Genomic DNA, 20,469 nt, shown 5'->3' on the forward strand with positions numbered 1-20,469 from the left:
CGCCGGTCTGGCTCAGGCCGACGCGGACGCCGGCTGGTCCGATTGCGCGGGGGATTCCGGGCCGGTCTCCGGGTGCAGGCCCAGGCGTTCGAACAGCGCGAGGTCGTGGTTCTCGCCGGGGTTTGGCGTGGTCAGCAGGGTGTCGCCATAGAACAGCGAGTTGGCACCCGCGAGGAAGCACAGGGCCTGCATCTCGTCGGACATCTCGGTGCGCCCGGCGGACAGGCGCACGTAGGAGGCCGGCATCAGGATGCGGGCGACCGCGATGGTGCGCACGAACTCCAGCGGGTCCAGATGTTCGATGCCGTGCAGCGGTGTGCCCTCGACCTGGATCAACTGGTTGATCGGCACCGACTCTGGGTGTTTTGGCAGGTTGGCCATCTGCTGCAGCAGCCGCGCGCGATCGCGGCGCGACTCGCCCATGCCGAGGATGCCGCCGCAGCAGACGTTCATCCCGGCCTCGCGTACGTGCTCCAGGGTCTCGAGGCGGTCGTCGTAGGTGCGCGTCGAGATGATGTGACCGTAGAACTCCGGCGAGGTGTCGAGGTTGTGGTTGTAGTAGTCCAGTCCCGCCTCGGACAGGCGTTTGGCCTGCTCGGCCTTCAGCATGCCGAGGGTCATGCAGGTCTCGAGGCCCTCGTCCTTCACCGCGCGGACCATCTCGATCACGCGCTCCAGGTTCTTGTCGGTGGGGTTGCGCCAGGCCGCGCCCATGCAGAAGCGGGTCGCGCCCTGGGCGCGGGCGTTGCGGGCCGCCTCCAGCACCTCGTCCAGCGGCAGCAGGCGTTCGCGCTCGATCTCGACCTCGTGGTGCGCGCTTTGCGGGCAGTAGGCGCAGTCCTCGGGGCAGGCCCCGGTCTTGATCGACAGCAGCGTGCTCACCTGGACCGCGTTCGGGTCGAAGTGCTCGCGGTGGACGGTCTGCGCGCGGAAGATCAGGTCATTCAGCGGCAGGTCGAGCAGGGCCTCGACCTCGTTGGTGTTCCAGTCGTGGCGGGGCGTGCTCATAGATGATGTTCCTTGTCGGCTTCGGCGGGGATCTCGACGTCCGTCCAGGGCTCGCGGTAGATGGTGAACAGGGCGTAGATCGTCCACGGCAGCAGGATGGCCGCGGCGATCGCCCAGTAGGCGCGGTAGTAGTTCAGATCCGGCGGAAAGAAGGTGGCGACCCCGATCAGCAGGCCCATCAGGGCGTAGTAGCGATAGGCGGCCCACTGCGTGAAGTGGCCGACGCGGGGATCGGGGTGGTGCTTGTTCAGGGCGTAGACCAGCATCGAGCCGCCAAACCACAGTACCAGCGGGACGATGCCCATGATCGCGGCGATGATGAAACCGACCCCGACGCCCTCGCTGCTCACCAGGAACAGCGGGATGCCGGCAATCGACACGCTGATCAGGTTGCCGATATCGAACATCGACGCGGCGCGCCGCGAGCTGCGCCCGGAGACGGTCCTAGTGGCCATGGTCTACCCTGCATGCAAAAAGCAGAGCATACCATTATGGCCCCGGACCCTTCATTGCGCCCCGTTTCCAGGCGGTCTCCGGCCGCGCGCTTGAGGGCCCGGGCTGCGGCCTGCGTCGACTGGCTGGGGGAGGCCCTGTACCCCGGTCAGTGCGGACTGTGCCTGGCCCCCGGTCCGGCGATCTGCGCGGATTGCCGGGCGGATCTTGCGCCGCTCGAGCACCCCTGCCCCACCTGTGCGTTGCCCCTTCCGGTCGCCGGAGTGTGCCCGGCTTGCATCCGCCGAGCGCCGGTCCTGGATGCACTGCATGCCGGCTGGGCCTATGCCTGGCCGCTGGATCAGCTGATCCTGGCCTACAAGCACGGCGCCAATGCACGGGCCGAACGCATCCTCGCGGCCCTGGCGGAGCAGGTGGCGGGCCGTCTGGTGGGCGAGAACGGCGATCCGCCCGATCGGGTGCTCCCCGTGCCGCTGCATGGCAGGCGGCTGCGCGAGCGGGGTTTCAATCAGTCGGACTACCTGGCGCGGCGTGTGGCGGGGGTGCTGGATGTCCCGCTGGATACCCGCGGACTGCGGCGCATCCGCGCGACCGAGTCGCAACAGGCGCTGGGTCGCAAGGCGCGGCGGAGCAATGTCCACGGTGCGTTTGCCTGGGACGGTTCGAGCCTCGCCGGGCAGCATGTGCTGGTGGTGGATGACGTGGCGACCACGGGCGCGACGCTGGCCGCACTGGCCGAAGTGCTGCGCCGCGAGGGTGCCGCACGGGTGGAGGGACTGGTCCTCGCGCGCGCCTGAGGGTGTGCGGGCGCGGGATTCAGGCCCCCAGGTGGTGGTCGGCGATCATCGCCAGAAGGATGACGGCGCCCAGGTAGTGGTTGTTTTTGAAGGCGCGCAGACAGTCGGCGGGTTCGCGTTCGAAGATCAGGAACTGCTGGTAGAACATCAGCATTGCCACCACCACGAGCCCGGCGGTGTAGTAGCCACCGAAATCGGCGTGCTGGCCGACGAGATAAAGCCCCAGCCACACGAGCACCTGCAGCCCGCCGGTGATCAGGCGGTCGAGTTCGCCGAAGGCGATGGCCGTGGATTTCACCCCGATCTTCAGGTCGTCTTCGCGATCCACCATGCCATAGAAGGTGTCATACACCACCGTCCACGCCAGCACGGTTACGAACAACAGCCAGGCCACTTCGGGCGGGTGCTCGCCGGTCACGGCGGTGAACGCCATGGGCACGGCCCAGGCAAAGGCGGCGCCGAGATGGACCTGCGGGAAGTGGTGGAAGCGCTTGGAGAACGGGTAGGTGCCGGCCAGTGCCACCGCCACCAGGGAATACAGGATGGTCAGCCCATTGGTGAACAGCACCAGGACGAAGGCGACCACGCTGAGGGCCACGAAGGTACCCAGCGCCTCGCGTGGGGTGATGGTGCCGAGCGCCAGCGGTCGGTCGCGGGTGCGCGCCACATGGCTGTCGAAGTCGCGGTCGGCGTAGTCGTTGATCGCGCAGCCCGCCGAGCGCATCAGCACCACGCCGGCGGCAAAGATGAAGATCAGGTAGGCCGGCGGCCAGCCCTCGGCCGCCACCCACAGGGCCCAGAAGGTGGGCCACAGCAACAGGTAGATGCCCACCGGGCGATCCAGCCGGATCAGGCGGGCGAGTTCCCACAGGCGTTCGCGCTCGGTCATGGCGGCCAAGCTTACCAGCCTTGCGGCGCCAGGGCGCCGGGTGTCGCTCCGGCGTCGGGGGGCGCTACAGGTGCGCCTCCAGCCATTCGTCCAGGTCGGCCGGTTCCACCTCGCCACGATGGGTGTCGAGGATGGTGCCTTCGCGGTCGATCAGGACGGTGTAGGGCAGGGCGCCGATGCGGTTGCCGTATTCCCGGCCGATCGTGACCGCGTCGTCCTGGCCGATCAGTACCGGGAATTCGATGCCGAAATCGTCGACGAAATGCTGCGTGGCTGTTTGCTCGTCCACGGCGACCGCGACGATGGTAAAGCCATCCTCCTGGTTGGCATCAAAGGTGTCCTGGAACAGCGGCATCTCCTTCTTGCAGGGCGGGCACCAGGTGGCCCAGAAGTTCAGCACGATCAGGTCGCCGTCCCACTCACTGAACTGGCGTTCTTCACCGGAGAGGTCGGGCAAGGTGAAGTCGATGCGTTGATTGCCCTGGGTCTCCTCGGCGGCGACCTCGGTGGCCGCGTTGGCAGAGGTTGCCCCGGCGTCCATCTCGGGTTCCGGGTCACCACAGGCGGTCAGGATCAGGGCGCTGGCCGTGGCGACCACCACCCCTGCGAGTGTGTGCTTGCGGTTTTTCATGGCGTCACCCCGATGGCGCTTTCCACGTGTGCCAGGAAGCGGTCGGCATTCAGGTAGCCGACGTTGCGGTAGTTGCGCAGCTCGTTGCCGTCGCGGTCATAGAAGATCATGGCCGGCGGCCCGAACAGATTGAACTGACGCATCAGGTCGCGGTGCTCGGAGGTGTTGTCGGTCACGTCGGCCTTCAGGAGGTGCACGTCGCCCATCGCTCGGAGCACACGCGGGTCCTGGAAGGTGGTGCGGTCCAGCCGCACGCAGTCCACGCACCAGTCGGCGTAGAAGTCGAGGAACACGGACTGACCGTTTTCGCGGGCCCGTGCGACTTCGCGTTCCACGTCCTCCAGGCTGTCGACGTAGGTGAACGCCATCTCGGTCGGCCCGGACTGCTCGCCGGTGGACGTCACCGCGGGCTGGTTGAACGTGGCCAGCGGGCGGAAGATGTCCTTGCCGCCGGTCGCCGCGCCGAGCATCAGCAGCATGCCGTAGATCAGGATCACCACACCCAGGCCCTTCCACAGGCTGTACCAGCCGGAGGCATTCTCCGGCAGGGTCCGCAGCGCGCCCATGTAGACGGCGGTCACGATCAGCAGGATCGCCCACAGGAACATCGCGACCTCGCCCGGGATCACCCGTTCGAGCAGCCAGATGCCGATGGCCAGCAGGCCGACCCCGAACACCGCCTTGATGGTATCCATCCAGGGACCGGCCTTCGGTAGCAGGCGCCCGGCGGAGGTGCCGATGACCAGCAGCGGAGCACCCATGCCCATGCTCAGCGCGAACAGCGCGATCCCGCCCAGCACGGCATCGCCAGTGTGGCTGATGTAGAGCAGCGCCCCGATCAGCGGTGCGGTCACGCAGGGGCCGACGATCAGGGCGGAAAGGAAGCCCATGATGCCGGCGCCGACGTAGGTGCCGCCTTCCTGCTTGTTGCTGATCTGCGAAAGCTTGCTCTGCACGCCGGCCGGCATCTGCAATTCGTAGAAGCCGAACATCGACATCGCCAGCGCGATGAAGATGGCCACGAAGGTCCCGATAATCCAGGGGTTCTGGAAGGCCGCCTGCAGGTTGGCACCCGCCAGGCCCGCGAATACGCCGGCGATGGTGTAGGTCAGCGCCATGGCCAGCACGAACACCAGCGAGATCAGGAATGCCTTGCGTGTGGTCAGGTTCTTCTGTCCGATGATGATGTTCGACAGGATCGGGATCATCGGGAACACGCAGGGGGTGAAGGTCAGCAGCAGCCCGAAGCCGAAGAAGGCCAGGGCCACCAGCCAGATCTGGCCGTCTGCCAGCTGGGCCGCGATGCGGTCCTGCTGGGTGACCGGTGCCGCGGCCTCGTCGTCTTCCGCAGCCCCGTCGCCGGTTTCCGGCAGGGCGTCGGTGTCGGCCTCGGCGGCCAGATCGGCAGCAAAGGAGACCGAGACCTCCTGGGTCAGCGGCGGGTAGCACACGCCGGCGTCGGCGCAGCCCTGGTAGTCGATCGCTAGGGTGATGTCGGAGACGTCATCCGCGTCGCGCAGGACCGGAACCAGGATCTCGACCTGGCCCCGGTAGACCTGGCTCTCGCCAAAGAACTCGTCTTCCTGGAGCTCACCGTCCGGTGGGTTGACCGGCCCCAGCTCGATGCCATCGCCCTCGGCGATGCGCACATCGAGCTGCTCACGATAGAGATAGTATCCCTCGGCAATGTCGAAGCGCAGGATCGCCGCGTTCTGGCTGATCGCCTCCAGCGAGGCGGCAAAGGCCTTCTCCGGTTCCAGCAGGTCATCGGCGGCGCCCAGGTCGCCGGACAGGTTGCCCAGGTCACCCAGCGCGCTGCGTTCTTCCCCGGCATCTTCGTCCGCGCGGGTCTCGCCATTGCCGCTTGGCAGGCCGGGCAGCTCGATGGATACGGTCTGGAAGTGCGGCGGGTAGCACACGCCCAGGTCCGCGCAGCCCTGCGAGCGCGCGGTCAGCTCGATGCTGGTGCTGTCGGCCGCCTTGATCGGCAGCTCCACCTGAACCTGGCCGCGATAGGTCTCGACGCGCCCGAAGAATTCGTCCTCCTTGACCTCGCCGTCCGGGATCTCGGCCTCGCCCAGTTCCAGCCCGTCGCTTTCCGGGGTGAAGTCGAACTGCTCGCGGTACATGTAGTACTCGTCCGCGATGTCCCAGGTCAGCCGTACCGTGTCGGCGTCGATCGCCTCGGCGCTCAGGGCGAAGGCGTCATCCGGGTCCAGCAGGTCGTCCTCGAAGAGGGCGTGCGTCAGTCCCGGGGCCAGCAGGAGTGCGACCAGCAGGGTTGCCAGCCAGGTGCGCGGATTCATGAGGTGCATTGCGTTATCCAGTCCAGGTAATCGGGCAGCCCGCGTTCAATCGGCAGGGCGATGATCTCGGGTGTGTCGTAGGGGTGTTGTTCAGCCAGCTGCGTCTGAAGATCGTTCAGGCGCGCAGGCGCGGTCTTGATCAGTAGAGTGACTTCGGAGTCGATTTCGATATTCCCTTTCCACATGTAGACCGAGCGTCCGGGCGGGAGGATATGCACGCACGCGGCCAGACCCTGTTTCACCAGGGTGCCGGCCAGGCTGTCAGCCGTGTCCGGGTCGTCGAGTGTGGTAATGACCAGCCAGGCGCGGGCGCTGGATGGCGATTGCTCATTGCTCATGTATCAGGAATCCCGTTCGATCCGTGCGGGCTGACCCGGGCGCAGTGGTGTGTCGTCCGCCGGCGAGAATTCGACCTCGACGCGGTAACCCCGCTCGGGCTCTTCGCCGGTCGGCTCCCAGCCGATGGTCGCAATGGTGCCGGAAAGACGCTGGTCGCCGACTACGACCGTAACGGTCTCCCCGGGTTCCAGGTCGGCGGCGGTGGCGGCCGGGACGGTGGCCACGGCGCGCATCGGGTCGGTCGTGCCAAGGATCGCCAGGACCGGCGGTAGCAACGCCGGATTGACGTACTGCCCCGTATTGGCGTCGATGCGCACCAGGCGCCCGCTGGCCGGGGCGCGGATGGTCGCGTCCTCGAGATCGGCGCGGATGCGGTCGCGCTGGGCGCGGGCCTCGGCCAGGCGGGCCGCGACGGTCGCGTAATCGATACGCGCCAACTCCAGTTCGCGGGCGGCGATCAGGGTCTGGTCGTAGAGATCCTCGGCCTTGTCGCGCTCGCGCTCGGCTTCGTCCAGCTCCATCTGCAGGCGTTCCATGGTCGCGCGGGCGGCGCGCAGGTCGGCATCGCTGCGCCGGGTATCCAGCCGGAACAGGACATCGTCGGCCTCGACCCGGTCGCCGGCGCGGGCTTCGATTGCCTCGATGCGGCCCGCGATCGGGGCAGTAATGCGGTGGCGCTCACCCCAGTCGAGTTGGGCCGCGAAGCCTTCCTCGGCCAGTAGAGGCATGGGTGCCAGGGCGAGCAGGGCCAGCAGGCCGCCGGTGGTCAGTAGGGATGGGACATGGAATACGCGGGGCATGGTCAGGTCTCCCGTCCGGTCGCCGGCGGTTGGGCGGCTCAAGGGTTTTCGTCCGTGGCGCGGAACGGGCTCAGCTCGTCGCGCCCGCTCAGCAGGGCCAGGCGCTCGTAGGCCAGGGCCAGTTGGAATTCGGTGCTTGCATTGAAGTGCGCCGCTGCGCTTTGCTGGACCATCGAGTCGCCCAGGTCGGCCTGGTCCTCGATGTCGTACAGGTAGCGCGCGCGGTCGATGTACAGCTCACGGTAGTCCATGCGCCAGGCGGCCTCGTCGCGCTGGGTTCGTAGTGCGCGGATCTCGTCGTACAGCTCGCGCAGGCGGTTGCGCGCCTCGATGCGGGCCTCGCCCAGCTCGGCCTCGGCTCGATGGCGGGCGGCGACGGCCTGCCCGACCCGACTGTCGTGGCGGCGGCCTTCGTACAGCGGGATTTCCAGGACCAGGCCGGCGGCGAACGGGTTGCGATCGCTGCCGCCCAGGTCGCGGTGCCACCAGCCGGATTCGGCCTCGGCATACAGGCGCGGGCGCCGCTGCGCGCGCGAGGCCGCCACCTCGCGGCTGGCGGCCTCGACGTGGCGGCGCTCGGCCATCAGGCGCGGACTGGTGTTATCCAGTTCGGCGAGCAGCGCATCCAGTTCGGGCAGTTCGGGCAGATCCAGGGGCAGCATGGGGGCGAGTACGGTACGCACGCGCCGGTCCGGGCGGTTCAGGGCTTCGGCCAGCGCGGCCCGGGTGCGGGCCTGGTCCTGCAGGGCGCGGGTACGTTGCACGCGCAGGGTCTGGTACTCGGATTCCAGGCGGAAGACCTCGATGTCCGAGACCTGACCGCGCTGGTTGCGCTCCTCGGCCCGTTCCTTGGATACGTAGGCGGCGGCCATGGCCTCGGTGTCGCGGGCGAAGGCGAGATCTGCCAGCAGCACCTCGAAGTAGCGCTCGAGGACGTGGATGCGGTGACGGGCGTGGGTCAGTTCCTCTTGCTGGCGGGCGGCCTCGAGGCGCTGTTCGCCTGCGGATTCGCGCGCATGCGACTGCCCGAAATCGCTCAGCAGCTTGCGTGCGACGATGGAGGCGCGGGAGTCGTTGCGGCTGCGGTCGGCAATCAGGTCGTTGGGCTCGATCCAGCGAGCCTCGAGCTGCGCATCCACGCGCGCATCACGCTCGGCACGAGTCGCCTCCAGGGCGGCGCGGGCCTGTTCGCGGTCGGCGCGCGCCTGACGCACCCGGGGGTGCAGGGCGTCGACTCGTTCCAGGGCGTCACCCACCCGCATCGGGTTGGGCAGCGGGCCGAGGCCGGTTGCGCCGCCGGCTTCCTGGGCGGTCGCCGGCCCGGCCAGGGGCCACAGGAGAAGACTGGTCAGTAGCAGGCGAGCCAGGGGCCGCCGGCGTCCGGTGCAGGACGAGCGGGGGTGCATCGGCGACATCAGGCGTCGATCCTCGGGAGTGGCAAGAAGATGGGTTTAGCGACCGTCTTGCTCGCGCTTGAAGCGCGTGAAGTTCTGGTCCTTGTAATGCCCCTCGGCGACAAACTCGCCCAGCTGCAGGAATTCGCGGGAGTCGCGGGTGGCCCCGGTGAAGCGGGCGATCGGTTCGCCCTCGAGGTTGAAGAACTGGAACACCGGTGTGGCGCGTACCCGGTAGTCGCGGGTGGCCCAGTCCATCTGGGTTTTGGTCTCGCCCTCGAAGGTGACGATCTCGATGGCGCCCTCGACATCGACGCTGAACACCCGGAAGTGTTCGCTGAAGTATTCCTGGACCTCGGGCTGGTTCAGTACCTGGTTTTTCATGCGGTGGCAGAACGGGCAGTCGGCCATCTCGAAAAAGATCAGGATGCCTTTCTTGCCGGCCGCGCGCGCGTCTTCCAGCTCTTCGGGGAACTCGCCGAAGGTCGGGTCGAAGAAGTGGTGTGTCGGATCGCGCGGGTCTTCGACCGCGGCGGTTGCCAGAGCGGGGACAAGGAAGGCCAGCAGGGCCAGCATCAGGATTGGATTACGCAACATGAGCCGTCACTCTCCGAATATGTAGATAGCCGTATGCACCAATGACGTGCAGGAGACTGGCTTAATTCCCTTTGCCGTGCAAGGACAACGGAGGCGGGCCCCCGCGGGCGCTCTTGATATTGGAGTGTCCACGTATCAGCGAGGTTCCAATCGACACCACCCGGGGCGCATGTTCCAATAAACAGGCCTGATCTGCGGAACCCCTTCGATGCGCAACCCCCTCTTTCCCCTGTTTGTCTTTCTCGGTCTGGTGCTGCTCGAGATCTTCGGCTTCGCCTGGGTGGGCGATGCCGTGGGCGCCCTGATGACGGTGGTGCTGGTGATCGTCACGGCGGCGGCCGGGCTGATGTTGTTCCGATTGCAGGGCTTCTACCATTGGCGGCGGCTGCAACAAAGCCTGGCGCGGGGGGAGGTTCCGGCGCGCGGGCTGGTCGAGGGCTGGCTGCTGATGTCGGCCGCCGTGCTGCTGTTGCTGCCGGGGTTCTTTACCGATGCCGCCGGCTTCGTGCTGTTGATTCCGCCGCTGCGGCGCTGGGCGGCCGCCGGCATCCTGCGCCGCGGCATGGTCCGCACGCGCACCGGCGGCCCTGGTGGGCCGCCGGGCGGCGGTACCATCGAGGGCGAATTCCGCCACCACGACGACCGCCCCGAGACGCCCGACGATCGGCTGGACCACGACGACCGTCGCTGATTCACGTTTCTGGCCCCGCTTTCGTAACGCGCGCTCTTGACTCGCCCTTGTGTGCCCCTATTATTAGCACTCGTCAGGGGTGGGTGCTAACAGGGTGCCTGCCCGACAAACCAATTTTCCTGTTTGAGACATTCTAATAAGGAGTTCGCGCCATGAACCTGCGTCCTTTGCACGATCGAGTCATCGTGAAGCGTATGGAAGAAGAACGCACCACCCCCGGCGGCATCGTGATCCCGGATTCCGCGGCCGAGAAGCCGATCCGTGGCGAAGTGGTTGCAGTAGGCAACGGCAAGATCCTGGACAACGGCGAAGCCCGTCCCCTGGACGTGAAGGCTGGTGACACGGTCCTGTTCGGCAAGTACTCCGGCACCGAGGTCAAGGTCGATGGCAACGAAGTCCTCGTGATGCGCGAAGACGACATCATGGCCGTCATCGAGGGCTGAACGCCCCGAACCGCGACCGTCTAACACGAATTTTCAGGAGTAGAACGAATCATGAGCTCTAAAGAAGTACGCTTTGGTACCGACGCCCGTACCCGCATGGCCAAGGGCGTGAACACCCTGGCCAACGCCGTGAAGGTCACCCTCGGTCCGAAGGGCCGCAACGTGGTCCTGGACAAGGCCTTTGGTGCCCCGACCGTGACCAAGGACGGCGTGTCCGTGGCCAAGGAAATCGAGCTGGAAGACAAGTTCGAGAACATGGGCGCCCAGCTGGTCAAGGAAGTCTCCTCGCAGACTTCCGACACCGCCGGTGACGGCACTACCACCGCGACCGTGCTGGCCCAGTCCATCGTCCGCGAGGGCATGAAGGCCGTCACCGCCGGCATGAACCCGATGGACCTCAAGCGCGGCATCGACAAGGCCGTGAAGGCCGCCACCGAGGAGCTGAAGAAGCTCTCCAAGCCGTGCACCGAGCACAAGGCGATCGCCCAGGTGGGCTCGATCTCCGCGAACTCCGACACCGCGATCGGCGAGATCATTGCCGATGCGATGGACAAGGTCGGCAAGGAAGGCGTGATCACCGTCGAGGAAGGCTCCTCGCTGGAAAACGAGCTGGATGTCGTCGAAGGCATGCAGTTCGATCGCGGCTACCTGTCGCCCTACTTCATCAACAACCAGCAGAACATGAGTGCCGAGCTGGAGGATGCCTACATCCTGCTGTTCGACAAGAAAATCGCGAACATCCGTGATCTGCTGCCGATCCTCGAAGGCGTGGCCAAGGCCAACAAGCCGCTGCTGATCATCGCCGAGGACATCGAAGGCGAAGCCCTGGCGACCCTGGTCGTCAACTCCATGCGCGGCATCGTCAAGGTCGCCGCCGTGAAGGCCCCGGGCTTCGGTGATCGCCGCAAGGCCATGCTGCAGGACATCGCCGTGCTGACCGGTGGCCAGGTGATCTCGGAAGAGGTTGGCCTGTCGCTGGAGAAGACCACGGTGGAAGACCTGGGTCGCGCCAAGAAGGTGCAGGTGACCAAGGAGAACACCACGATCATCGACGGCATGGGGTCCAACAAGGACATCAAGGGCCGCGTCGACCAGATCCGTGCGCAGATCGAGGAAGCGAGCTCCGACTACGACAAGGAAAAGCTGCAGGAACGCGTGGCCAAGCTGGCCGGCGGTGTGGCCGTGATCAAGGTCGGTGCTGCCACCGAGATCGAAATGAAAGAGAAGAAGGCCCGCGTCGAAGACGCCCTGCATGCCACGCGTGCGGCGGTGGAAGAAGGCGTGGTCCCCGGCGGTGGCGTGGCCCTGCTGCGTGCCTGCGCCGCGATCACCAAGCTCAAGGGTGACAACGACGAGCAGACCGCCGGTATCAACATCTGCCGTCGTGCGATGGAAGAGCCGCTGCGCCAGATCGTCTTCAACTCCGGTGACGAGCCGTCCGTGGTCCTCAACCAGGTCCTGGAAGGCAAGGGCAACTACGGCTACAACGCCGCAAGCGGCGAGTTCGGCGACATGATCGACATGGGCATCCTGGACCCGACCAAGGTGACCCGTTCCGCGCTGCAGAACGCCGCATCGGTCGCTGCCCTGCTGATCACCACCGAGGCCATGATTGCCGACATCCCGAAGAAGGATGACGGTGGCGGCGCCGGTGGCGACGACATGGGCGGTATGGGTGGCATGGGCGGCATGGGTGGCATGGGCGGCATGATGTAATTCGCCGCTTTACCCGTGCATCGTTGATGTACCTAGGGACCCCGCTTCGGCGGGGTCTTTTTGTCTGACCGGTACCGTTTCCTGGGGTCCGAGTTCGGGTGCCAAATCCGCGGTTTCAGGAACCCTTAGCAGGGTTGTGTGTCTTCCGGAGTACAGCTTGCCGGAATGTCTCTGTGCGATTCGGGTTCTGTCTGTTGCAATATCGAAACAGGGCAGTCGAAAGTCACTGGATATTCGGAAATTTACGGAATGTGACGATGTTGTGATGTCGACACATAATTTGCGTTCCGATGCGTGCAAAACCCGAACTTGTGTGCCACTATCAGGGTACTGTAGGGGGCTTGGCGCAAGGAGCTCGCTGCTTTGGATTGCGGTCGCGGCGCGTACCATGGTGGTCGCGCGGTTCAACCCGGGTCCGACGTCTATTGTTTTTACAAGGAGGCTTTGCAATGAATCATAAGCTCGTTAAGAATCTTCTGGCCGCTTCCGTGGCCTCGCTGGTGCTCGGCGCCGCCGGGCAGGTTGTGGCGCAGGAACCGCCGGCCGCCAACGTGACCGACCGTAGCGGCAAGGTTGTGGTCGATCGCTCCGGTGAATGCGTGCGTACGCGCTCCTGGACGGAAGAAAACGTGAAGTTCCCGCATTGCGCGGGCTACATCGAAGAAACCGCCGAGGCCCCCGCGCCCGAGCCCGCCGCCGCCCCGGCGCCGGAGCCGGAGCCGGAATTCACCACCACCACGCTGAGCGCCCAGGCCCTGTTCGACTTCGACAGCGCTGATCTGCGTTCCGAAGGTCGTTCCGCCCTGCGTGATCTGGCCCGCAGCCTGACCTCCGACGACGCCGAGTACAGCTCGGTGCTGGTCGAAGGCCACACCTGCACCATCGGCCCGGCCGACTACAACCAGGGCCTGTCCGAGCGTCGTGCCCAGGCAGTCACCGACTTCCTGGCCAGCGAAGGCGTGCGTGAAAGCGACATCCGCACCGTCGGCTACGGTGAAGACCGCCCGACCGCCGACAACTCCACCCAGGAAGGCCGCGAAGCCAACCGCCGCGTGGAAGTGACCTCCGACGTGCGCCAGCGCGCCAACTAAGGTCGCCGGCAAGACCCTGACCGCCGGTTCGCCGGCGAGTTGGAATCAGGCCCCGCTCCGGCGGGGCCTTTTTTGTGGGCAACTCGCGGGCGCCCTTCGGCGGACCTTCGGGCCGTCCGGAGGCGGGGGCGCGGTTGCTGGCCCTTCAGCCTGCGTTAATGTGGCGGCCCTAGACTGGTTCCAAACACCCAAGGATCCACGATGACCATGACCCTCAATACGAACCTTCCCCGCTCCCCGTTCGGCCCGATACTTCTGCGCTCCGGTGCCTTGTTGGTCGGCATGCTGCTGGCTACTGCGGTCGCGGCGGGCGGCGTCGAACGCGCAACGGACCTCCAGGCGCTGAACACCCAGGGCGATGGCAAGGCGACCGTGATCATGTTCGCGTCGACTAGCTGCCCGTACTGTGATCGTGCCGAGCAGCGCTATCTCGGCCCGATGACCGCGGACCCGGCCCTCGAGGGTGTGAATATCCGCAAGGTCATGCTGGATCGCGAAGAGGTGCGCGATTTCGACGGCACGACCAAGCTGGGCAGTGAGCTGGGTCGTGCCTACGGCGTGCGGGTGGTGCCGACGATCATGGCGTTCGATGCCGAGGGCCAGCCGGTCGGGCGTCCCCTGGTGGGCATCCCCAACGAACAGCTCTACCGCAGCCAGATCCGGGTACGTATCGACGCCGCACGCAACGGCGCTCGCGATACCTCGAGCTAGCCGCGCGATCCTAGGGAGACGCTGATTGAATCGCACGTTCGCGTTGATGCCCCCCGGCTTTCCATGAGAATGCTCCGAGACAAGGCGTGTCGTGCAGCGGGTAGTGGTTCTACCCGCAAGCAGCGCAACGCAGGATCGGGCCATTCTCATTGGAGCGGGGGCACCAACCTGGCAAGTGATGGAAAGAGCGGGCTCGGCCGCCCGCACGGCGTTGCGGCTCCCTTGTGCAGAGTGCTGCACGGCAGTCACCGCGCCTTGTTCGCACGCAAAAGCGACTCGAGCGCGAACGTGCGATTCAATCAGCGTCTCCCTAGCACCCGCAGAAAGCAACAAGGCCGGTCCTTCCCGGCTCAGGGCGGCAGCCCCGGGGCACTCTAGAGGGACTTCCAGGCGGATCGCCACGTCGCTTCGCTCCTCGCGATGACGGGCTGGCCGGTCAGCCGCCCTTGAGGAGATACTCAAGGTGAAGTCATGCGAGCGTTGATCATCATCGAGCGCAGTTTTGGGCGCCTCGTGAACTCCGTGTCCTCGGTGGTGCACCGGCACTGCTGTTTTCTTCGTGCCTACGGGTGCTCGTGGTGAATAAAGCCTTTGATCTTAGATCCGCAGTGTCTCCCTAACGCTCGAATCGATAGATCAGGTCTACCGACTGTTCCGTCGTCCCGGAGGCGGTCTCCACGCTCAGGTTGCGGGTCAGTTCGTAGCGCAGCAGCACCTTCGAGGTGTTGTCGAACAGTCCGATGGAGTATCGCAGCAGCAGGCGTGGCGAGAGGTACAGGCCCAGTGTCAGCGCGCTTTCATCCAGCCCGCCCTCGGTGTCCAGTTCCACCTCGTCCAGCCCCAGTTCGCGGCCGATGCGTTCCGTGATCACCGCGCCCTGTTCCAGGCCGTAGGCCGCTGCCGCGGCGGCGATCATGTTGCCGTCGGACTGCGAGGCGCCGGATAGCGGGCGTCCGGTCAGCAGGTAGGACATCGCCTCGGTCTCGTCCATCGGCGGGTCCGAAATCACCCGTGAACGCAGGTTGTCCGGCGTGCCGCGGATCTCCAGCCCGACGGTCACGTTGTACTCGCGCACGGTGCGTACCGCGCGCAGGTCCAGTTCCGGGTTCTCCGCCGGTCCCTGGAAGACCAGGCTGCCGCGTTCCACCCGCAGGTCCTGGCCGTAATCGCTGTACTCGCCTTCGGGGATCGTGATCTCGCCGAACAGCTGGGTCGGTTGCCCGGTGACCTCCTCGACATCCACCTCGCCGGCGAAGCGTGCGGTCAGACCGAAGCCGTCGAAGCGCACGTCATCCCCCAGGCGGATCCGAATGCGGATGTCGGTCTTGAGTCCCTGCGCCTCCGTGATCTCCTCCCCGAGGATGATCTCGTCGCCGGAGACGCGGATCGCTCCGGGCGGAAGATCCGGCGGACGGATGCGCGCCCAGGGCAGGAAGACCTCGCCGCGCACACGAATGCCGTCGTCGGGGGTGAAGACCAGTTGCAGGTCCGGTGTGATGCGTGCCTCCGCGTCGATCCGGTTGACCACCAGGAAGTCCTCGCCGGTCAGGCTCAGCTCGGCACGGGGCCCGGCGTCGCCGAGCTCCACGCGACCGTCGAGGTCGATGCCGCCGTCCCCGGATACCAGGCGGCCGGTCAGGGTGAGCTGCTCGGCCGAGACGACCCGGGCGGTGATCTCAGGGATCAGGATATCGATCCCGGCCTCGGGGATCAGGACCCCGCCGTCACGGAACGCCACTTCGCCCTCCACCAGTGGCGCGTCCAGGCGGCCGCCGAAATCCAGGCGGGCGATGAGCGAGCCGCGCAGGCGCTGGATCTCGGGGCTCAGGGCGCCCAGCCAGGAGAGATCGTCGAGACGCGCCTCGAATTCGCCGTCGAGACGCAGGTCGTCGCCGTCCGGTCGCAGCTGGATATCGCTGCGCGCCGTCCCGCCGTCCAGGAAGTCGAGCCGCAGGGAGACGTCCACGTCGCGATCGCGCACCCGGGCGGTCAGCCGCACATCCCGGTAGGGTACCTCCTCCAGGTCTCCGTCCTCGTCGCGGACGATCAGGTGGCCATCGGTCGGGCTCACGATCAGGTCGGCCGTCAGGAGGCCATCCGCGTCCATGCGACCGCTGGCGTCGGCATTCAGCTGGCCCGCGATGGCGAGTTCCGGCGGCAGGAAGGGTTCCAGCCAGGCCAGGTCCACGGCCCGGGCCTCGGCGGCGAACTCGGCCCCTGCGGACCTACTCCAGCGCCCCTCGGCACACAGCCGTCCGTCGTCGCGTGCCAGGCACAGACGTTCGAGGTGTGCGCGTTCCGGCCCGCCCTCCAGTGCGACCGGTTCGGTCAATTGCCAGGGGCCAGCCGTGGGCTGATCCAGTTCCAGATCCGCGATCAGGCCACGCCAGTACAGGGTATCGGGGTCCAGTGCTCCCCGCAGGGTCAGGTCCACCGAGCCCAGGTCCCCCGCATCGGCCATCAGCGTGACACGATGTTCGTCGATGCGACCGGCGGCGCTCAGCCGAAGGCGCTCCACACGCATCCCGTCGTTGCCCTCGAGGCCGCTCAGGCGCAGATCGATCTCGGCCGGGGCGGCGACCTCGAGACCGGCATCGGCCTCCAGTTCCAGGCGCTCCAGGGTGATGTCCGCAAGACGCAGCCCGGAACCGGTGCCACTCGCCACGACGCGCGGTCGGTCGGGCTCGCCGGTGATGTGCGCATCGAGTTCCAGTCGGCCGGCGAGGTCGGGCCAGACCCGATCCAGCTCCGGGGCATCCAGGCGCAGCTCGAAATCCAGGGCCTCGGCCCATTCGCCGTTGGCGGTCAGGGTGTTCCGGCCCAGCGCCAGATCCAGCTGGTCCACTTGCAGATGTCCCCCCTCCAGCTGCAGTTGGCCCTGACCGGATACGGGCTGGTCGCGCAGCGTACCCTCCAGCCGCTGGAGTTGGGCCTGCACGCGCGGGGTGCCGTCGGCGTCGAGGTGCCCCTGGCTGAGCAGGGAAAGGGCGATCTGGCCGGGGGCCTCGGCGACCACCAGCGACGGATCCAGCCCGTCGCCTTCCAGCGCGAGGTCCCAGCGCAGGCCCTCGGACCAGTCGAGATCACCATTCAGGGCGAGCCGGACACCTGTGTCGGTGGCGAGTTGCAGCCGCTCGATCTCGCCACCCGTCTCGGTCAGCGCGATCCGTGCATCGCCCGTGATGTCGATCCCGCGCAGTCGGGCGCGCAATGGGTCCAGGCCAAGCTGCGCGCTCAGGGCGCCGCTGGCGGGGGTGTAGTGGCCGTCCAGCACGAGTCGCAGTTGCTCGATCTGCCCGTCCAGCTCCGAGTGCAGGCGCGCCAGATCCGGGGCCTCCAGATCCAGCCCGAGGTCGAAGACGAGGCGGTGATCGGGGTCGCTCAGGTCGCCCGCGAGGCCCGTGGCCGAAGCGTTCAGGTCCAGCTGCGCGGTATCGCGGATCGTCAGGTGCGTGTCCTCGATCCGCGCCTGACCGTCGACCAGCCAGGCGTTCAGGCTGCCGGTGATGGGTTCACCCTCGTAGTGCCCGGTCAGCTCGTCAAGGGTGAGGCTCGCGTCCAGGGCCGCCAGAGGCGGGGTGTCGGTTCCCAGCGGCAGGGTGCCCTGCAACCGTCCCTTCAGGCGTTCGACCCCGGCATCGAACTCCACACCCATTCCGGACGTGGTCAGGTCCTCGGCCTCCAGGGTGAGGTCCCAGTCCAGGGTGTCGACAAAGCGAATGGGCCCGGCGAGCGTGACCCGCCCGGCCTCGGACTCGATATCCAGGGCTTCGATCTCCAGCGATTCGAGGTCCCCGTGCGCCCGGGTGTTCAGCACAAGCCGTGGCCAGGGCGTCAGGGTGGCCGCGGTCTGCAGACTGAGCGCCCAGTCCTCCGGCGTCCCCTGCAGGTCGAGGCGGCCGGCTTCCAGGGCGATGTCCTGTTCCGGGTCGAGGTGGTAGGTGAAGGGTTGCCACTGCGCCGCCAGTTCCAGCGCCGGGGTGGTGAACAGTTCGTGGGCGCTGGCCTGCAGGTTCAGCTCGATCCCGGCGCGCAGGTCATGTTCGAGCTGCACACGTTCGCGCAAGGCCCCGGTGATCTCCAGCTCGCCCCGCGCCTCTTCCGTGCCCAGGCCCTCGGCCAGGGCCACGGGCAGGGGCGCCTGCCACTGACCCCGCAGGTCCACGGGGTAGTCGCCATCGGCCTCGAGTGATCCGGCCAGCCGGGCCCGGATCTCCGGCATGTCCAGCTCCAGGGCGTGTAGCTCGATGCGTGAGCCGCTGGCCCGCGCATCGGCCGTCAGGCGGGTGATCGAGGCCAGGGGTTCGCCCGCCAGCCGGATCTCCAGGTCCTCCACCTGGAGCTGGCCCAGGCGCACCGCCAGCGGCAGCCGGAAGGAATCGGGCAGGGCGAAGGGTTCGTCCGCGGGTGGTGCATCCGGGTCGGGTGGTGGCAGGTCCACGCGCAGCCCGGTGGCGGCCAGTATCCGGATGTTCAGCTCGCCGCGGAGCAGGCTGCGGGCGCTGATCCCGACGCGTCCGGTGGGCAGGTCGATCACCGGGCCGTCGGGCAGAGCGAGGTGCAGCCCGTGCAGGTGCAGCTCGGTGAACAGGGTCCCGTCGACCCGGTCGATGCGCAGTTCGACGGGGGCCAGGCGCTCGCCCTGTTCGACCAGCCAGCGGGTGCCCGATTCGGTCGCGAGCATGGCCCCGAGGGTGCCCAGCAGGATGATCACCAGGGTAAGGACCGTGGAGAGCCCCCAGAGTGTGCCGCGCAACAGGGGTCTCAAAGGTCCGGACCCATGGAGAAGTGGATGCGAAAGTCATCGTCCGAGTCCGGCCCGTGGGCCAGGTCCACGCGGAGCGGGCCGACCGGGGAGCGCCAGCGCACACCGACCCCGACGCCGTAGACGGGGTCGAACTCGTCCCACTCGTTGACGACGTTGCCGGCGTCGACGAAGGCCGCGGCACTCCAGTTGCCGACGACCGGGTAGTCGTACTCGAGGCTGCCCACCACCTTGTGGCGCCCACCAATCACGTCGCCGCTGTCGTTGCGTGGCCCGACCCGCTGGTAGCCGTAGCCACGGATGCTGGCATCGCCCCCGGCATAGAAGCGTAGAGAGCTGGGGAGGTCGCTGACCGAGTCCACGTCGGTGAAGCCGGCATCCACGCGGGCCAGCACCCGGCCGGTGCCGAGGCCGCGGACCACCTTGCCGCTGGCCAGGACCTGGGCGAACGAGGTGCTGGACAGGATCTCTTCGCGCGCGCCCTGCACGGTGGTCTCGAAGCGGTAGCCACGGCGTGGGGTCATCGGTTCGTCCGCGTCCATGCGGCTGATGCGGTAGGACGGGATCAGCAGGTTGCTGCGGCCGCTGTCATCCTCGCCGGCGGTGTAGTCCTCGTACTCGTAGCGCAGCCCCTCGGTGGTCTGCCAGCCGCTGCGGCGCTGCAGGACCCGGTTGGCGCCGACCTGGAAGCGATCGGACTGCTGGGTGTCGGTGTCTTCCGTGCGGTAGGTGGTGAACAGGTTCAGGCGTTCGCGTAGCGGGTCGCGCAGCGGGATCTCGTAGTTGTAGCCGATCCCGGAACGCACCGGCGACGCCTCGATCTCGGCCTGGTAGCGATGGCCGATCCGGTTGGCGTAGCGATGCTCGTAGCGCAGCCGGATACGCGGGCCGATATCGGTGGAGTAGCCGATGCCGGCCTCGTAGCTATGGCGTTTGCGCGGCTCCAGTTCGACCAGGATCGGGACCTGCAGTCCCTCTGCCGCGTCGCGTTGCGGGCGCACACGGACGCCGCCAAAGTAGCCGCTGTCGTTCAGATTGCGCTGCAGCGCGATGATCTGGGCCGAGCTGTATGGGTCGCCCGCCGCGAACGGCACCATGCGCTGGACGAAGTCCTCGGAGAGGATGTCCTGGTCGATGTGGACCCGCCCCACGCGGTAGCGATCGCCGGTATCCATGTGCAGGCGGATGGTCGCGCTGCGGGTGTCGCGGTCCACCTCCAGGCGTCGGGTGTGGAGATCGGCGTCGAAATAGCCGCGATCCGACGCGATCCGCGTCATGCGGTTGCGCAGGGCCTCGTAGCGATCATGGCGCAGGGTGTCGCCCTCGCGGATCTCGGTCTGGCTGAGCACGGCCTCGAAGCCGAGATCGCCGGCTCCCTCGCCGGTGATCTGCAGGTCCACTTGCTCCACCGTGGTCGGCGGGCCGGGGTCCAGGGTGATGCGGATATCCCAGCAGGCCTCGTGGCGCTCGAAGTTGAGCACCAGCTCGGGGTCGTAGAAGCCGATCGCCCGCAGGGCATCGGTGGCGCGCGCCTCGGTGTCGCGCAACACGCGGCTCTCGCGAAACCCGAGCAAGTCGCAGGGGTGGCGAGCCAGGTTGATGCTGTTGCGGATATTGCTGCGCTGAGCGTCGGTACCCCCCTCGATCTGCAAGCCGGGGGTGGAGCCATCCTGGGCACCGGCCGCACCCGGGATGCCCGCCAGTGCGACGAGCAGCATCGCAACCACGCCCAGCCCGGTGCGGGCCGGGCGGCGGACAACAGGGGCGCGGGCGTGGGTCATGAAACGATGATAGCGGTTGCGGAAAGGGGAGCGTGTCGACATCGGAACGCGCGAAAT

The 20,469-nt window shown here is 67.1% G+C and carries 17 protein-coding genes; 6 read left to right on the forward strand and 11 right to left on the reverse strand.

All coding sequences use genetic code 11. The features are described from left to right. Positions 1-12 precede the first annotated feature (12 nt). Together bioB and D575_RS0106960 are read right to left on the reverse strand one after the other, a co-directional pair. Complete coding sequence (gene bioB / locus D575_RS0106955; RefSeq protein WP_018145199.1) at positions 13-1,008, reverse strand: biotin synthase BioB; 996 nt, start codon at positions 1,006-1,008, stop codon at positions 13-15. Then, positions 1,005-1,463: a hypothetical protein gene (locus D575_RS0106960; protein ID WP_026182081.1), complete on the reverse strand. Its 459-nt coding sequence runs from the start codon at positions 1,461-1,463 to the stop codon at positions 1,005-1,007. Before D575_RS0106960 ends, bioB begins: the two co-directional genes overlap by 4 nt. Positions 1,464-1,703: 240 nt before the next feature. On the opposite strand from D575_RS0106960, the gene D575_RS0106965 reads away from it, so the two are divergent. Then, a complete protein-coding gene (locus D575_RS0106965) occupies positions 1,704-2,258 on the forward strand; it encodes a ComF family protein (protein WP_018145201.1) in 555 nt (184 codons plus the stop codon). A 19-nt stretch (positions 2,259-2,277) separates the two neighbouring features. Here D575_RS0106965 and ubiA read toward each other — a convergent pair whose 3' ends face one another. The 7 genes from ubiA to D575_RS0107000 all read right to left on the reverse strand — a co-directional run bounded on the left by ubiA (position 2,278) and on the right by D575_RS0107000 (position 9,214). Further along, on the reverse strand, positions 2,278-3,147 hold the full coding sequence (gene ubiA / locus D575_RS0106970; protein WP_018175637.1) for a 4-hydroxybenzoate octaprenyltransferase: 870 nt from the start codon (positions 3,145-3,147) through the stop codon (positions 2,278-2,280). Positions 3,148-3,211: 64 nt separating this feature from the next. Further along, on the reverse strand, positions 3,212-3,778 hold the full coding sequence (locus D575_RS0106975; RefSeq protein WP_018145203.1) for a redoxin domain-containing protein: 567 nt from the start codon (positions 3,776-3,778) through the stop codon (positions 3,212-3,214). Beyond that, on the reverse strand, positions 3,775-6,093 hold the full coding sequence (gene dsbD, locus D575_RS0106980; protein ID WP_018145204.1) for a protein-disulfide reductase DsbD: 2,319 nt from the start codon (positions 6,091-6,093) through the stop codon (positions 3,775-3,777). Before dsbD ends, D575_RS0106975 begins: the two co-directional genes overlap by 4 nt. Further along, positions 6,081-6,422, reverse strand: a complete 342-nt coding sequence (cutA, locus tag D575_RS0106985) for a divalent-cation tolerance protein CutA (RefSeq protein WP_018145205.1) — start codon at positions 6,420-6,422, stop codon at positions 6,081-6,083. The genes dsbD and cutA overlap by 13 nt, the downstream gene beginning before the upstream one ends. A gap of 3 nt (positions 6,423-6,425) precedes the next feature. Further along, positions 6,426-7,223: an efflux RND transporter periplasmic adaptor subunit gene (locus tag D575_RS0106990; protein WP_018145206.1), complete on the reverse strand. Its 798-nt coding sequence runs from the start codon at positions 7,221-7,223 to the stop codon at positions 6,426-6,428. Positions 7,224-7,261: 38 nt separating this feature from the next. Beyond that, positions 7,262-8,638, reverse strand: a complete 1,377-nt coding sequence (locus tag D575_RS0106995) for a TolC family protein (protein ID WP_018145207.1) — start codon at positions 8,636-8,638, stop codon at positions 7,262-7,264. 36 nt (positions 8,639-8,674) lie between these two features. Further along, complete coding sequence (locus D575_RS0107000) at positions 8,675-9,214, reverse strand: thioredoxin family protein (protein ID WP_018145208.1); 540 nt, start codon at positions 9,212-9,214, stop codon at positions 8,675-8,677. Positions 9,215-9,422: 208 nt separating this feature from the next. Here D575_RS0107000 and D575_RS0107005 point away from each other — a divergent pair, with 208 nt between their 5' ends. The 5 genes from D575_RS0107005 (at position 9,423) to D575_RS0107025 (ending at position 13,866) form a co-directional block, all read left to right on the forward strand. Next, positions 9,423-9,905 carry an FxsA family protein gene (locus tag D575_RS0107005; protein WP_018145209.1) on the forward strand — a complete coding sequence of 161 codons (483 nt, stop codon included), beginning with the start codon at positions 9,423-9,425 and terminating at the stop codon, positions 9,903-9,905. 152 nt (positions 9,906-10,057) lie between these two features. Then, on the forward strand, positions 10,058-10,348 hold the full coding sequence (gene groES / locus D575_RS0107010; protein WP_018145210.1) for a co-chaperone GroES: 291 nt from the start codon (positions 10,058-10,060) through the stop codon (positions 10,346-10,348). 51 nt (positions 10,349-10,399) lie between these two features. Then, positions 10,400-12,064, forward strand: a complete 1,665-nt coding sequence (gene groL / locus D575_RS0107015; protein WP_018145211.1) for a chaperonin GroEL — start codon at positions 10,400-10,402, stop codon at positions 12,062-12,064. Positions 12,065-12,513: 449 nt separating this feature from the next. Next, positions 12,514-13,155 (forward strand): OmpA family protein, encoded by a 642-nt coding sequence (locus tag D575_RS0107020; protein ID WP_018145212.1) that lies wholly within the window; start codon positions 12,514-12,516, stop codon positions 13,153-13,155. Between the two features lie 201 nt (positions 13,156-13,356). Then, positions 13,357-13,866: a thioredoxin fold domain-containing protein gene (locus tag D575_RS0107025; RefSeq protein ID WP_018145213.1), complete on the forward strand. Its 510-nt coding sequence runs from the start codon at positions 13,357-13,359 to the stop codon at positions 13,864-13,866. Between the two features lie 616 nt (positions 13,867-14,482). On the opposite strand, the gene D575_RS0107030 is transcribed toward D575_RS0107025, so the two are convergent. Both D575_RS0107030 and D575_RS0107035 read right to left on the reverse strand, forming a co-directional pair. Beyond that, positions 14,483-18,622, reverse strand: coding sequence for a translocation/assembly module TamB domain-containing protein (locus tag D575_RS0107030; protein WP_018145214.1), 4,140 nt, complete (start codon positions 18,620-18,622; stop codon positions 14,483-14,485). An 8-nt stretch (positions 18,623-18,630) separates the two neighbouring features. Continuing rightward, entirely contained in the window at positions 18,631-20,454 is a 1,824-nt protein-coding gene (locus D575_RS0107035; RefSeq protein WP_018145215.1) for an autotransporter assembly complex family protein, read from the reverse strand. Positions 20,455-20,469: the final 15 nt, after the last annotated feature.

It is taken from the genome of Thioalkalivibrio sp. AKL6 (assembly GCF_000376905.1).
GTDB lineage: Bacteria > Pseudomonadota > Gammaproteobacteria > Ectothiorhodospirales > Ectothiorhodospiraceae > Thioalkalivibrio > Thioalkalivibrio versutus.